The sequence below is a fragment of the Thermostichus sp. OS-CIW-20 genome, from assembly GCF_054061455.1.
Map to the genome: position 1 here is coordinate 16,765 of NZ_JBSSEF010000035.1, position 13,554 is coordinate 30,318.

Here is a 13,554-nt window from a genome sequence, read left to right on the forward strand (position 1 = left end):
TGGGGATCCCTTTAGACGCGCCGCCGCTTGGGGGGACGGCAGCCGTTGTGGGGAATGGGAGTGATATCTCGAATCAGGGTGATTTCTAGACCAGTGGCCTGCAGAGCGCGAATGGCGGTTTCCCGACCGGCGCCAGGGCCACTCACCATTACCTCAATCTGGCGCATGCCGTTCTCCATGGCCTGACGCGCTGCGCTCTCTGCCGCCATTTGGGCTGCAAAGGGGGTGCCTTTCTTGGCGCCCTTGAACCCCGTAGAACCTGCGGAGGCCCAAGACACCACGTCGCCATTGGGATCCGTGATGGTGACGATGGTGTTGTTGAAGGTGGACTGAATGTAGGCCACACCGTTGGGGACATTCTTCTTGACCTTGCGTCCGCGCCGTTGCTGCCGAGCCATGACCTGTGCGTCCTTTGAACAACTGTTTACATCCCGTTTTGCAGTTTGGAGAGGGTGGGAAACTCTGCCCGCCGCCCCAGCCGCGCCACTACTTCTTGGCGGGAGCTTTCTTCTTGCCGGCCACCGTCTTCCTGACCCCCTTGCGGGTGCGGGCGTTGGTGCGGGTGCGCTGGCCACGCACAGGCAGGTTCAGACGATGGCGGCGGCCCCGATAGGTGCCGATGTCGATCAGCCGCTTAATGTTCATCGCCTCCTGCCGGCGCAGATCTCCCTCCACCTGGTACTCGCCTTCTACCACTGCCCTCAAGGCGGCCACCTCGGCGTCGGTAAGGTCGCGGGTGCGGGTATCGGGGTTGATGCCGGTCTTCGCCAAAATTTGGCGGGAGCGGGTCAGCCCAATGCCGTAGATGTAGGTGAGGGCGATCTCGACTCGCTTGTCGCGTGGGATGTCAACTCCCGCAATCCGTGCCATGGTCGGTGGTACCTTTCAAACAAACTTAGATAAACTTGCTCCATAGGCCAGGCCGAGGTTGGCGGCGTGGAGCTTTGGCCGGAAGACGTCGCTGTTGAGGTGAGGAACCCAGAGTCTCCTCTCGCCAAGAGAGGGGTTGCTTGATCTTCCGCGGCGGCAGCAGGGCCGTTTGGATCTGTTCCCCACCGTCGGGCGCACTCCTGCATCCGCCCCTCTACCCCTGCCGCTGCTTGTGCTTGGGGTTGGCAGGGCAAATCACCATCACCCGGCCATGGCGGCGGATGACTCGGCACTTTTCGCAGATTCGACGGACGGAGGGCCGCACCTTCATGGTTTATCCTGACGAAACCAGCGAATATCCATTCTAAGGTCGCCGCGGCAGACTGTCAAAAATTGTTTGGGTTTTCTGACGTGAATCCAATAGGGAAGGGCGAGCAGGTTGGCTATGCTGGTTGGGCGCAGAAGCAGAGCAGGCGCGGTTGAGGAGCGAAGAAGGCGATGCGCTGGCAATGGCTGGTTGTGCTGATGAGCGGCGTGCTGGGCTTGGGATCCCCCGTGTTGGGGCAAGGGATCCCTTCGCCGGAAACAGGCTCTCCCGCTTCTGGGGGGAACCTCTCGGCGGACGGGAATGAACTGAGGACAGAGGGGGATTGGCTGTTGCCCTTGCCCAGCTCTGCCGATTGCCTCGATGCGGTGCCGGAGCGGGGCTGGCTGGCGGTGGGACTGTTGGAAGCGCAGGCAGTGGCGCTGCTGGATGGGGCGAGCGGGGATCCCTTGTGGCAGGTGGCGGTGGGGTTTGCCCCCGGCGTGGTGCGGGTGGATGCGGCACGGCAGGTGGTCTATGCCGCCGGCCCCCATGCTCCTGGGGTGGTGGCCCTCGATCTGCTCACCGGAGAGCTGCTGCAGGCCTACGGGCTGCCGGCGGGGGTTCTGGACATGGCTGTGGATGCGGCCAGGGGGCGGGTTTTCGCCTCCCTGCCCGCCGCCCAAAGCTTGGCGGTGATTCCCGCTCCGAACCGCCAACGGCATGGATCGGAGCCGCTGCAGGCCCGCAACTTGCCGCTGCCGGGGCCACCTTTGGCTTTGGCCTATGCCCCAGAGCGGGGATCCCTGTTTGTCGGCCTGGCTGGGGAGGATCCCCTCAGCCTGCTGGTGGTCAACCCCGACAATGGAGAGCTGCTGGCCCGCTGGCGCGGCGGCAACACGCCGGAAGCCATGGTCCTAGATGCGCAACGGCAGCGCCTGGTGGTGCTCAACTCGGGCAGCCAAGATCTGACGGTGCTGGATCTGGATCGCAGCGGCGAGGCTCTGCAGCGGATTGGCTTGGATTGGCGACCGACGCGGCTGGCCCTTTCTCCCGATGGCCGCTGGGCCTACGTGACCTCCCGCAACAGCGACCGCCTGCAAATCGTGGATCTGGAGGCGGGGCGATTGGCCGCCTCGCTGCGGCTGGAGGGGCAGCCAACGGGTTTGGTGAGGGTGGGCGATCGGGATCTGTGGGTGGTGGCGGCAGGGATCCCGGCTTTGCGGCGTCTGGTGGATATTGAGGCTCAAGTTGGCGAGCGCGAGACCGAGGCCCAGATCCCCTCTTCAGGCAACCGCGGGGTGGTGACGGGGCGGGTGCTGGACATTGCCGGCCAACCCGTCCAGACGGGGGTTTTGCGCCTGGCCGCCACCTCTACCCAACCCCAGCAGACGGTTCGCATCGCCGCCGACGGCACCTATGTCCTGCCGGAACTGCCGGCGGGGCTGTACCTGGTGGATGTGGAGGTGCCGGGGTTTCCGCCCACCAGCACCCAGGTGGAGGTGCGGGCCGGTTTTGTATCCAGCCAAGATATTCGCCTGCCGCCGGGGCAGCCGGCCCGCCAGCCGGAGGGCATTGGCCTGTTGCCGGATGAGCCGGTTTACTCGGATGAGCTGGCCCGCCACCTCAGCCTGGCCCTGAAGGAGTTACAGCCGCAGCGACCCGTGATCCTCCTCAAGGGGCCACTGGGGCCGGATCCCCGCTTTGAGCCGCTTTTGCCCCTCGTCCAGGATCTGACACTCTTGGATCGGGATGAGCGCTACACCGCCGACTTGGCCAAGCTGAAGGCCGTTGGCGATGCCCTGGGCTTGCGCTACATCCTCTTGACTCACCTGCAGATCTCGCGGGATTACAACCGCCAGGGCAGCCCGCTGCTGAATACGGCCTTGCGCTTTCTGGCGCCGACGGTGCCGGTGGAAATTCCCAATTTCACCCCCAACCAGTTGCGCAGCCGCGGGGTGGTGGTGGTGGTGGACTTGCAGCGGGATCGACCGGGGGATCGGGCTCGCTACTACGAGGCCTATGGCCGGGACGACGTGGGCGGGGATCCGCTGTTTGAAGATGCGGCGGCGGGCCTGTTTCGGCTGCAGGTGCGCAACATGGTGCCCGTCTTTATCCAACAATGGCAGGCCAACAATCCCTTTGCGGGGTGAGGATCCCTGCAGCAGGATTTTGTCTCTCCAGAACCCACTGCGATTAGGGGATGTCGCCATGCCTTTCTTCTTCCTCACTTCGCTGCGGCGCAGGGTCCGCTTGGGCAGTCTGGCTCTCTGGTGCTGGCTGGCACTGACTCCAGGAGCGCTGGCCCAGGCGCCGGCCACCCCCCTTCCCCGTTTCACGCCGCTGTTTCCTTCTCATAACAGAGATCAAGCGGGATCCCAGGCGCGGCTGGTGGGCCAGGTGAGCAACAGCCTGGGTCAGCCGGTGGCCGGGGCGCAGGTGCAGTTGGAGGGCTTGGAGAACCTCGATCAGCCGATCCAAACGGACGAGCAGGGGGCGTTTGAGCTCAACCAGGCTCCTGCCGGACGTTGGATGTTGACCGTATGGCACCCCGACTACGAAATAGTGCAACAGGAGATCCTGCTGCAGGCGGGCCTGACCACCCCTGTAGATGTGGTTTTGCAGGTGCCCATCCGGCCCCAACCCCGGCGTCGCCTCGGCGTTTTGGGAGTGGGAGGACTGGAGCACACCCAGCTTTTAGGCCAGCGCCTGGCCATGGAGGCAGTGCGCCTGGGCCTGATCCCCAATAGCGAGAAGGTGGTGCCCCTGGACAACCGCCGCCTGCAGCCGATTCTGCGCCAGGTGGGCTGGCCGATCTACGAGCTGTTTGAGTGGGATCGCCGCAAGCCGGAAGCGGTAGGCCAGTTTTTCGATTACCTAGGCCTGGAGGCCATCGTCATCGCCCGCGTCGATGTCCTCACCCGCCCGGCCTCGCCCACGGAGGTGAGCCTGCGCTCCCGCAGCCGCCTAGAGCTGTGGCGGTTTGACGAGCAGGGCAACCTCGTGGCGGAGGTATTGGCGGAGGCCAGCCGCGACCAGGTGGAGCGGGGCAACCTCAACGCCGCTGAGCTGGCGCAGCTCTACCAAATCCAGGTCACCCAAATCGCCGCCGAAATCGGATCCCGCTGGCAAGCCAATCACCCCCTGGCCTCCTACCTAGAACTGGCCCCAGGCGAGGCCCCACCCCCGCCCTCGCGCCTGGATACAGCGGTGGAGCTGGTCATCCCCACCCCTACACCCACTCCCTAGAGCTCGCCCCCTCCCGTAGCCCCAGAAGTGGGGGTTCCAAGCAGCCGCTGTCAGCCCTATGCCCCGCAAAGTCGGAGCAAATGGCTGTTCTCGAGATCCTCCAGCTCTTCTAGGGAAGTCCAAAGAAGGGGAGCAGGGGCTAAAGTAACACTGGGGATCCTCGCCGTTTGTTGTTGGCTGCTGCCCATGAGTTCCGAACCCAACCCTCTTGCCGAAGATCGAGATCTAGGCCCGGAAGGAGATGAGCTGTCGCCAGCGTCTTCCGAGGGCGTTGGTGGAGTGGGATCCGGCGATCCTCCCGCTGCAGCAGAGCTCGCCACTTCCTCGTCCGCTTCTGCCTTGGTCGGGATTTGGCCGGAGGGATCCCGCCGCTGGCTGCTGGGGGGAGCGCTCGCCATCTTTCTGGTGGGCCTGGGGCTGCGCCTGTGGCGACTGGCCGAGTTGCCGGCGCCGGTGTTCGACGAGGTGTACTTTCCCAAGTTCGCCCAGAACTATCTCGACGGCGAGCCCCTCTACGACGTGCATCCGCCGCTGGGGAAGTACTTCATCGCCCTCAGTATCCAGCTTTTTGGCCGCAACGAGTGGGGCTTTCGCCTGGCCACCGCCTTGTGCGGATCCCTGATCCCGCTCTTGCTGACCGGCTTGGCCTACCGCCTCACCTATCACGTGGGCTTTGCCCTGTTGAGTGGGGCCCTGCTGCTCACGGACGGGGTGTTTCTGGTGGAGTCCCGCTTTGGCCTGATTAACGTGTACCTGGTGGCTTTTGGCCTGGCGGCCACCATTCTGCTGCTAAGCGGGCTGGAACGCCGCGGTTGGCAACGGGCCGTTCACCTGACCGGCTCGGGGATCCTCCTGGGGGCGGCGGCTTCCGTGAAGTGGAACGGCCTCTGGTTTGCCTTCATGTTTGCCCTGTTGGGGATCCTTGTTTGGGCGGTGGTCTGGCTGCGCCCGCAGTGGATCCCGCGTCTGGGCATTTTGATCCAAATCCGCCACCTGCGCTGGTGGCACTATGCCTTTTGCTTTGTCCTTGCGCCGCTGGCTTTCTACGCCATCCAGTGGATCCCCCACCTGCAGCTCAACCCGCAGCAGGGGCTAGCCCTGGGTTGGAGCTGGACTGGGATCCAGAATTACTTTCGCTCTCTAGTGCTCATCAATCAGGCGGTTTACAGCGGGCACCTGCATGCCGATCTCGTGGTGGACGAAAACACCCCCGTTCACCCCTACTGCTCCACCAGTTTGCGCTCCCTGGTGGCCTGGTTCCCGGCGCTGCGCCCTTGGCTGACCACCCCCTTGGCCTCGGCAGGAGCCTGGTCTTGGCCGATTATGGGCCGCCCGGTGGGCTACTACTTCGCCGCGCAGGGCGACCTGTGGCGAGTGGTCCACGGCCTGGGCAATCCCTGGCTGTGGTGGCTGGGGACGGGATCCATCCTGGTGCTGGTCTGGCGGGGGATCCGCCGCTTCCATGGCGTGGAAGCCTTTATCTTAATTGGCTATGCGGCCAACTACCTGCCCTGGTTTATCGTCAGCCGCTGCGTTTTCATCTACCACTACATGAGCGCTCTGGCATTTAGCACCCTGGCCCTGGCCTGGCTGGTGCTGCTGGGCTGGCAGAGCTATCGCCGCTTCTGGCGCGGGGCGAGCATCACGGCAGTAGCCTTGGTTTTGGCGTCTTTTCTCTTCTTTTTCCCTGTTTGGTTTGGCCTTCCCCTCAGCCCCGGCGGATTTTATGCCCGCATGTGGTTCCGACCCACCCCTGTGCCCCTATTCTGCTTCAGTCCCCAAGCCTGCGAGCGGGCCCCCCTGCGCCTGCCGCCCATTCCCGGCTTGAACTGGATTTGAGGAGGGCATGGTAAGCTTTGTGCAGTTTGTTTCAGGAGTAGCTGCGCTTCGTTGCCCAAAGGCGGGGTGCGGTTTGTCAAGCGCTTGTGGTGGAGGTAGTGGAAACCTATGGCTCGATCCTGCCCGCGTCCTGCCAACTCTCCCCGCCGTTACCCCGGGCAGCCGGTGCCTGTGGGCGTCATTGGAGTCGGCAACATGGGCCAGCACCACGCCCGCGTCTTCAGCTTGATGAAGGATGTGCAGGTCGTAGGGGTAGCCGATATCAATGTGGAGCGGGGTTTGGATGTGGCCAGCCGCCACCGCGTTCACTTCTACGAGGATTACCGCGACCTGCTGCCCCACGTAGCGGCAGTAGCCATCGCCGTGCCGACGGTTTTGCACCACGAGGTGGGCATCGCCTGCCTGGAGGCGGGGGTCCATGTGCTGATCGAAAAGCCCATTGCCGCCAGCATCGCTGAGGCAGAATCCCTGGTGAACCGCGCTGCCGATTGCAATTGCATTTTGCAGGTGGGGCACATCGAGCGTTTCAGCCCCGTTTTTCAAAAGCTGGGCCAAGTTTTGCAAAGCGAAGAGCCGCTGGCCTTCGAGGCCCACCGCCTCAGCCCTTACTCTGACCGGGCCAGCGACGTGTCGGTGGTGTTCGACCTGATGATCCACGACATCGACCTGTTGCTGGAGCTGATCCCCTCCCCAGTAACCCAAATTACCGCCAGCGGCAACCGCGCCTCCAAGCTGGGCTACCTGGACTACGTCACTGCCACCCTCACCTTTGCCAACGGTGCCATCGCCACCCTCACGGCCAGCAAGGTTACCCATCGCAAGGTGCGCAAAATTGCCGTCCACTGCAAAAATGCCCTGGTGGAAGCCGATTTTTTGCACAACGAGATCTCCATCTATCGCCAGGGATCCAGCAGCAGCGACTACGGCCAGGTGTCCTACCAGCGGGACTGCCTCATCGAGAAGGTTCACATCGAACCCATTGACAAGCTCCACGCCGAGCTGGAGCACTTTATCAACTGTGTGCGGGGGGGCAGCCAGCCGTCGGTGGGCGGGGAGCAGGCCCTGAAGGCCTTGAAGTTGGCTTCCGAGGTGGAGCGGATCGCCTTAGATGGATGCGCCTGGAGGGAGGCCAAACCCTGCCGCAGCTTTTTGTCTTAGCTTTGCCGCCGGCCTCCAGGCGGGGGCAGGTGGTATCTTCTGCCAGCCGGTCATGGGTGGGGAGGGCGAGGAGGGCAGAGGCTTTGTGGAGAGGCAAGGTCGGGCAATCGTGGTAGAAGAGGGGTTGGCCTTAGCAATCGGCGGCCTGGCGGCAGGGATCCTGGCCGGTTTTTTGGGCATTGGCGGCGGGACGATCTTGGTGCCCTTGCAGGTGAGCTTGGGGATCCCGCCGCTGCAGGCGGTGGCCACCAGCAACTTTTCCATTCTCCTCACCTCCTTGGCCGGCAGCATCCAAAACTGGCGCATGGGGATGCTGGATCCCAAACGGGTAATTTTGCTGGGGATCCCGGCTCTGTTTACGGCGCAGGTTGGGGCGATCCTCGCCAGTCGCCTGCCCGGCTATCTGCTACTAGCGGCCTTTGGGGTGCTGTTGCTGGCGAACATTTACCTGGTGGAGCTGCGCAAAACCGTGGTCGCCCACGCCCAAGCGTTGGAGAGGCCAGGGGTTGCTGCCGGGGGGACGGACGACGCTGGAGAACTCCGCGACCGCCCTGCTGCCGAGGGGCAGATGCCGCGGTGGCTGGCCCGCACCCTCACCGGTGGCGCTGCCGGCTTGTTGGCGGGGCTTTTCGGCATCGGCGGTGGCGTCATCCTGGTGCCCCTGCAGATCCTGCTGTTGCGAGAAACCCTCAAGGTGGCCATCCAAACCAGCTTGGGGGCAATTGTTCTCACGGCAACTGCTGCTACCCTCAGCCATGCGGGCCTGGGCAACTGGATGGCGAACGCGCTCGGCTTTGGAGATGGCACCATCCGCCAGAATGTGCTCTGGATCCCGGGCCTGATCCTGGGTGCAGGTGGGTTGGTCGGCGTCCAGATCAGCACCCGCACCCTGCCCAAGCTGCCGGATGAGATCGTCGGCCTGCTTTTTCGAACCTTTCTCGCCGGGCTTTCCCTCTACGTTTTTTGGCAAGCCTGGCAGGACTACCAAGCCCTGGACAACCAGTAGCAATTCCCAACTTCGACGCCTCACCCTCCCCTATTCTTTTAGCGTATCTGGGTCTAGGAGGGGAGGGAAAGGCTTCGGGATCCCCGCAGATAGCAAGTCGGGCCTGGCCGGCCTGTCCTATTCTGAGTTGCAAGGACGACGCTCGCTCGGCTTGCTGAGGTCGTGGACGGGGTAGCTGCCGAAAAGCTTCAGGGTTTCTGCGATCGCTTCCAGGGCAGCGATTACCTCTGCATCCAGATAGGGTTGGCCGACCGGATTCTCCAGATCGACAAAAAAGACATAGGTCCCCGCCGATTTCTTGGTGGGGCGCGACTCAATGCGCGACATATTGAGGCCCCGCTCTGCAAAGACTTGCAGCGGCTTTAGCAGCGCCCCTGGCACATTGTGGGGCAGGCTGAAGGCCAAGGAAGTATGGGATCCCCCTGGCGAGGAACGGCGACGGCCCACCACCCAAAAGCGGGTGCAGTTATCCGGGTGGTCGTTGATGGGACAGGCCAAAACCGGCAGTTGGTAGAGCTCAGCGGCCCGCTCTGAAGCAATGACGGCAGCGTTGGGCTGCGCTCGCAGCCGCTCCAATTCTTCGGTGGTGGAGCGGGTTGGAATCAAGGTCGCCCGGGGCAGATGGGATCCCAGCCAAGCCTGACATTGGGCCAAGGCTTGCGGATGGGAATAGACCTGCTCGATCTGCTCCAGCCGGGAGGCGCAGCCGATGAGGGCATGGCGGATGGGCAGGATCAGCGCCTGGCGAATGCTCAGCCCCTCCAGTTGCCAGAGGGCATCCAAGGTCATCGAGACCCCGCCCTCAACGGAGTTCTCCACCGGCACCACCGCCCATTCTTGCTCGCCCGCAGCCACGGCTGCCAAGCAGGCGCTAATGGTGGGGTAGGGCACCAGAGGATGGGACCCCTGGCTATGGAGATGGGGCTGCTCGGGACAGGCGAGCAGAGCGGCCAACTCCGTGTAGGTTCCAACAGGGCCGAGGAAGGCTACCGGCGCAGAGGAGACGATTAAAGCCATTCTTTAGTTTTGTTTGCGAGTGTCGCTAGGAGCCAGCTCTAACTCTACTGCCTCGACGTTGCGCTGCAGCGGGCAATCAGGCTCTGGGCAACGGGGATTTGCCGCCACTATCTCCATAGCCTTCCCCACCTCCCGCCGAATCAGGCTCTGCAACTCTTGATCTGCTTGGATGGCTTCCAGGGTGTATATGGAGCCTTCAAAACTGGTGGTGTAGCGGGGCTGGAGGTTGTTGAGGGCCAAGGCGGCGGCATCGTGACAGAATCTCTCACAGGAGCAGTAGCGCTGCTGGCTTTCCAGGAGCAGCAGCTCGTTCACCATCTCCAGAACAGCCCGCTCCATCTGATTTTCCAACCTCTTCAGAGGTTTGCGTGCCTCCATGGCTGCCTCCCGATGTCACTGATCCCGCCGCCAGTCCTCATTTTCCCAAAAACAGGACGGTTCTCGGCTTACTTCTGAGGCTGCTATATCCTTCACTACTTGACAAGTCAGGAAAAGCTACCCTACGTAAACTACCCGACTCCGACCGCCCCCCAACCCCCTGTATACGGGGGGCAGGGGGGCGGGGGGATATAGGGGGCTCCTGCGGTTTCTAGCTCAACAGGAAGAGAAGTGACCGCAAACCCCCAGGCGCCGACGCGGCCAGCTACAATTTCACCCCAACTCCTCTGCTGGCGGGAGTCAGTTCTCACTTGCTAGCCCCTCTACCAGAATTGAGGGGGGAGGTAGGGATCCGAACCCACGCTTAAAACCTCGCCTGCATTTGCTGCTACCATAAACCGCCCAACAAAAACGTGCCATAGCGTCAACGTCAGCTAGCTTCCCCGAGCACGTTGACCAGCACTCTCGGCAGGCGGGCAGAAAGTCCGCACAGCAGTTCATAGGAAATGGTGCCCAACTGATCCGCCCAATCCTGGATTGAGAAACCCGCACTCGCCAGATGGGGGCCCAGCAGCTCCACCACATCACCCACCTGAATATCCGGCCTCTCGGTGACATCCCACATGCACTGATCCATCGTGATCGTGCCCACCTGCTGGATCAGGCTGCCGCGCACCCACCCCCGCAGCCAGCCGGAAAGCCGCCGTGGGATCCCGTCGGCATAGCCGATGGCCAGTGTGGCAATGCGACTGGGGCGAGAAGTGACGTAGCGATGGCCATAGCTGACGCCGCTGTGGGCGGGTACGGTTTGGATGTGGGTCAACCGCGCTTTGAGGCGCAGGATCGGCCGCAACCCCCGCACCTGCAGGTGCGGGGCAGGAGACAAGCCGTAGAGGGCCAGCCCCAACCGCACGCGGGGATAGTGGAGATGGGTTAGGGCGCCGGCGGAGTTATCCAGATGCAGGGGGGGCAGGGGATCCCCAGCCTGGCGGATCTGCTCCACCACCTGGGCGAAGCGGGCCTCTTGCTGGGCCATCACCGGAGAATCGGGCTCATCTGCCGTTGCGAAGTGGGAAAACAGGCTACAGCCTTCCAGCTCGGGGATCCGGCAGATCTGCCCCCACACGGCGGCGGCCTCTTGCCAGGGAATCCCCAGGCGGGTCATGCCCGTATCGACGTTGACGTGGACAGGAACAGGCCGCCCGGCCCAACGGGCCACCTGGCGCATCACGGGGATCTGCTCGGCCCGGGTGAGGCTGACCTCCAGCCGCGCAGCCATGGCCTGCTGCAGCTCGGCCCAGGTATTCAAAGCCCCCAACACCAAAATCGGGGCCTGGAGGCCGGCCTGCCGCAGCTCGATCCCTTCTGCCAGGGTGGCCACACACAACCCCTTGGCACCGGCAGCGAGGGCTATGGGAGCCACCAAGCGAGCTCCATGGCCGTAGGCATTGGCCTTGACCACTGCCCAGATCTCAGTGTCTGGCGACAGGCGCGCCTGCAACAGACGCAGATTTTCTCGCAATTGGGCTGCGTCAATTTCCACCCATGCCCGGCTGGTCAGCAGCTCCAGCTCTGGGTTGAAATCCGGCCAGAACCCCGTCTCGCCGACGGGATCCGCTCCCTGGGATCCCTGGCTCTGGGTCCACGAGGCGGACGCCGTGGCCAGGGGGCTATGCCCTGCCGTCGCCAGCGCAGAAGCGTCGTCCGGCGTGTGATCCACAGCTTCACCCCTCACACCAAGCCTATGATCACTGTCAGGTTTAGCGCAAAGTCCACCCGGGCGCCATCCACAGCAGCGGCACTTCCGGGATCCCGGCCACCTCGTGGCTCCCCAACAGTCGAGCGGGCCAGAGATTTTGCCCTTGCGGAGGCAGTCCTTGGCTCAATAGTCGCTGCAGGGCGCGTTGGAAGGGATCTCTCGCCGTTGCTGGCGACAAAGAGGGATCCCCGGTCATGCGCCGCAGATCTTCCACGGCTTCGGCATATCCTCCCAGGGCATCTACCAGGCCCAACTCCACAGCCTGCGCCCCGGTGAAGATGCGCCCATCGGCCAACTGGCGCACCCGCGCCTCATCCAAGCTTTGCCGTCGGGCGATCATCTCCGCATCCAGCACCTTTTCTGCCCCTTTGTCCGGCAAGCGCTGGCGTCCGCGGGCCACATCGCGAACGAACTGGTCGAGGGTATCCTCCACCAACTCTTGCAGCAGACGTTGCTCTTGGGGGGTGGCAGCCCGGAAAGGGGAAAGAATGTCTTTGTACTCGCCGGTTTTGAAGGTCTGCGGCTCTATGCCGTAGTTGTCGAGCAGTTTGCCAAAGTTGAGGCCGCTGATGATCACCCCTATGCTGCCGGTCAGGGTGCCCGGGTTGGCGTAGATCTTGTCGGCAGCACTGGCTACATAGTAGCCGCCGCTGGCGGCAACGTCTTCCATGACGGCAATCACCGGCTTGCCGGCTTCCCGCAGAGCCGTGACGGCGCGGTAGAGCTCCTGGCTGGATCCCACAGCCCCGCCCGGGCTGTTGATGCGCAGCAATACAGCCTTGACGGCGCGATCCTCGACAGCTTCCCGCAACTGATCTAAGGGAGAGGTGGGCAAACCTACCAAAGTCGAGCCCCGTGGCCCTCCTATCGTTCCCTCGATGGTAACCACCTCAATGCGATTCGCCCCTCGAGGGGCCTCTAGCCCGACGCCACCCCGAACCGACTCTGCGGCAGGTCGTGTGCCGCCAATAACAGCCGCAATCAGGCAGACCACCAGCAAGGAAGCGGCCAAAAGGCGGTTAAGCTGAGATCCCTGTGTCACAAGCCCCCCAATGTCGCTGACTCCGTTCTATCACCCGGCAAGCTCCTGCAACAGAGGGCAGGAGCCAGGTGGATCCAATCTCCACTTTTGCAAGTGGACGCTCCAACCCAACTCTTGACAAGGATCTCCCGTCTATTTAGGATAGATTCCCGTACTTTTCACCGCCAAAGCAGCTTCTACAGGCTAAAATTGTAGTCTGGAGCGGGCATAAATCAATTGCCCAGGCTCTTGCCGGAAGGCTGCATCTTGGGGCTTTAGCTCAGTTGGTAGAGCACTTCAATGGCATTGAAGGGGTCAGCGGTTCGAGTCCGCTAAGCTCCATTGGCCTGATAGCATCCGAGGCCCAGCAAATGGTCACTCCTTCCCTCCGACCGGAGGAGACGGCTTCGGCCATGGGATCCCCGCATTGCGGGAGGTATCTGAGCCGCCGTGAGGCAACCCGGCCATGGTCGCCCCCCTTTCCCCGTATACGGAGGGAAGGGGGTACGGAGCGGGGCTCCTGCGGCTTCTAGCTGACGCTGCCTCAATCCCTTGCAGATCTGCGCCGATCCCTGGGCGAAGGGCCCCTGCCATTGGACAAAGATGCTCTAAAACGCCGCCGAATTATAGGGTGCAACTAAATAAAAAATGGTGCAAACTATTGGTGGTGGCAGGCTGGAGGGATCCCGGGCAGCGATAGTGTGTACTGCGGGTGAAGCAAGGGGGGCAATCGTAGCAAGCTCTCAAGGCAACCCCAGGCCGCAGCTGACCTCTGGGGGGAAGGGAGACGTCTTCTGGCGAAAAAACGGCCAAACAGAGCATGACTCTAGTCAATGATATGCTGGACTATACTGAAAGTAATGTACAATATGTTCAGTATGGCTGCTTGGTATGGCTAGGTATGTAAAACCGAGAGAAGCGGCGGATTATTTTGGGGTGTGTCTCCACACCTT

12 protein-coding genes, 1 tRNA gene and 1 pseudogene are annotated in these 13,554 nt (G+C 62.8%); 7 read left to right on the forward strand and 7 right to left on the reverse strand.

Features of this window, described 5'->3' with window-relative positions; genetic code table 11:
* Positions 1–11 precede the first annotated feature (11 nt).
* From rpsK to rpmJ, 3 genes are all read right to left on the reverse strand, one after another.
* On the reverse strand, positions 12–398 hold the full coding sequence (rpsK, locus tag ACVWXC_RS11280; protein ID WP_011430298.1) for a 30S ribosomal protein S11: 387 nt from the start codon (positions 396–398) through the stop codon (positions 12–14).
* An 88-nt stretch (positions 399–486) separates the two neighbouring features.
* Positions 487–870 carry a 30S ribosomal protein S13 gene (gene rpsM / locus ACVWXC_RS11285; RefSeq protein WP_011430299.1) on the reverse strand — a complete coding sequence of 128 codons (384 nt, stop codon included), beginning with the start codon at positions 868–870 and terminating at the stop codon, positions 487–489.
* 214 nt (positions 871–1,084) lie between these two features.
* Complete coding sequence (gene rpmJ / locus ACVWXC_RS11290) at positions 1,085–1,201, reverse strand: 50S ribosomal protein L36 (RefSeq protein WP_011430300.1); 117 nt, start codon at positions 1,199–1,201, stop codon at positions 1,085–1,087.
* Between the two features lie 167 nt (positions 1,202–1,368).
* Here rpmJ and ACVWXC_RS11295 point away from each other — a divergent pair, with 167 nt between their 5' ends.
* The 5 genes from ACVWXC_RS11295 to ACVWXC_RS11315 all read left to right on the forward strand — a co-directional run bounded on the left by ACVWXC_RS11295 (position 1,369) and on the right by ACVWXC_RS11315 (position 8,426).
* On the forward strand, positions 1,369–3,327 hold the full coding sequence (locus ACVWXC_RS11295; RefSeq protein ID WP_457392806.1) for a carboxypeptidase regulatory-like domain-containing protein: 1,959 nt from the start codon (positions 1,369–1,371) through the stop codon (positions 3,325–3,327).
* 58 nt (positions 3,328–3,385) lie between these two features.
* Positions 3,386–4,423, forward strand: coding sequence for a carboxypeptidase-like regulatory domain-containing protein (locus ACVWXC_RS11300; RefSeq protein ID WP_011430302.1), 1,038 nt, complete (start codon positions 3,386–3,388; stop codon positions 4,421–4,423).
* A 186-nt stretch (positions 4,424–4,609) separates the two neighbouring features.
* Positions 4,610–6,262: a phospholipid carrier-dependent glycosyltransferase gene (locus ACVWXC_RS11305; protein WP_099812116.1), complete on the forward strand. Its 1,653-nt coding sequence runs from the start codon at positions 4,610–4,612 to the stop codon at positions 6,260–6,262.
* A gap of 108 nt (positions 6,263–6,370) precedes the next feature.
* Positions 6,371–7,420, forward strand: coding sequence for a Gfo/Idh/MocA family protein (locus ACVWXC_RS11310; RefSeq protein WP_011430304.1), 1,050 nt, complete (start codon positions 6,371–6,373; stop codon positions 7,418–7,420).
* 52 nt (positions 7,421–7,472) lie between these two features.
* Entirely contained in the window at positions 7,473–8,426 is a 954-nt protein-coding gene (locus ACVWXC_RS11315) for a sulfite exporter TauE/SafE family protein (protein ID WP_011430305.1), read from the forward strand.
* A gap of 117 nt (positions 8,427–8,543) precedes the next feature.
* Here ACVWXC_RS11315 and pheA read toward each other — a convergent pair whose 3' ends face one another.
* The 4 genes from pheA to sppA form a co-directional block, all read right to left on the reverse strand.
* Positions 8,544–9,443 (reverse strand): prephenate dehydratase, encoded by a 900-nt coding sequence (pheA, locus tag ACVWXC_RS11320; protein ID WP_011430306.1) that lies wholly within the window; start codon positions 9,441–9,443, stop codon positions 8,544–8,546.
* 3 nt (positions 9,444–9,446) lie between these two features.
* Positions 9,447–9,782 (reverse strand): late competence development ComFB family protein, encoded by a 336-nt coding sequence (locus ACVWXC_RS11325; RefSeq protein WP_011430307.1) that lies wholly within the window; start codon positions 9,780–9,782, stop codon positions 9,447–9,449.
* A gap of 469 nt (positions 9,783–10,251) precedes the next feature.
* Positions 10,252–11,556: an alanine racemase gene (gene alr / locus ACVWXC_RS11330; RefSeq protein WP_457392800.1), complete on the reverse strand. Its 1,305-nt coding sequence runs from the start codon at positions 11,554–11,556 to the stop codon at positions 10,252–10,254.
* A gap of 25 nt (positions 11,557–11,581) precedes the next feature.
* Entirely contained in the window at positions 11,582–12,622 is a 1,041-nt protein-coding gene (gene sppA / locus ACVWXC_RS11335; protein ID WP_011430309.1) for a signal peptide peptidase SppA, read from the reverse strand.
* A 248-nt stretch (positions 12,623–12,870) separates the two neighbouring features.
* On the opposite strand from sppA, the gene ACVWXC_RS11340 reads away from it, so the two are divergent.
* Together ACVWXC_RS11340 and ACVWXC_RS11345 are read left to right on the forward strand one after the other, a co-directional pair.
* Positions 12,871–12,943: transfer RNA gene (locus tag ACVWXC_RS11340), tRNA-Ala, on the forward strand.
* A gap of 549 nt (positions 12,944–13,492) precedes the next feature.
* A pseudogene (locus ACVWXC_RS11345) lies at positions 13,493–13,554 on the forward strand (IS607 family transposase); the annotation flags it as partial.

Bases quoted from the DNA above. Each gene is read 5' to 3' on its own strand.
- rpsK (WP_011430298.1), bottom strand. From the start codon at position 398: ATGGCTCGGCAGCAACGGCGCGGACGCAAGGTCAAGAAGAATGTCCCC.
- rpsM (WP_011430299.1), bottom strand. From the start codon at position 870: ATGGCACGGATTGCGGGAGTTGACATCCCACGCGACAAGCGAGTCGAG.
- rpmJ (WP_011430300.1), bottom strand. From the start codon at position 1,201: ATGAAGGTGCGGCCCTCCGTCCGTCGAATCTGCGAAAAGTGCCGAGTC.
- ACVWXC_RS11295 (WP_457392806.1), top strand. From the start codon at position 1,369: ATGCGCTGGCAATGGCTGGTTGTGCTGATGAGCGGCGTGCTGGGCTTG.
- ACVWXC_RS11300 (WP_011430302.1), top strand. From the start codon at position 3,386: ATGCCTTTCTTCTTCCTCACTTCGCTGCGGCGCAGGGTCCGCTTGGGC.
- ACVWXC_RS11305 (WP_099812116.1), top strand. From the start codon at position 4,610: ATGAGTTCCGAACCCAACCCTCTTGCCGAAGATCGAGATCTAGGCCCG.
- ACVWXC_RS11310 (WP_011430304.1), top strand. From the start codon at position 6,371: ATGGCTCGATCCTGCCCGCGTCCTGCCAACTCTCCCCGCCGTTACCCC.
- ACVWXC_RS11315 (WP_011430305.1), top strand. From the start codon at position 7,473: ATGGGTGGGGAGGGCGAGGAGGGCAGAGGCTTTGTGGAGAGGCAAGGT.
- pheA (WP_011430306.1), bottom strand. From the start codon at position 9,443: ATGGCTTTAATCGTCTCCTCTGCGCCGGTAGCCTTCCTCGGCCCTGTT.
- ACVWXC_RS11325 (WP_011430307.1), bottom strand. From the start codon at position 9,782: ATGGAGCGGGCTGTTCTGGAGATGGTGAACGAGCTGCTGCTCCTGGAA.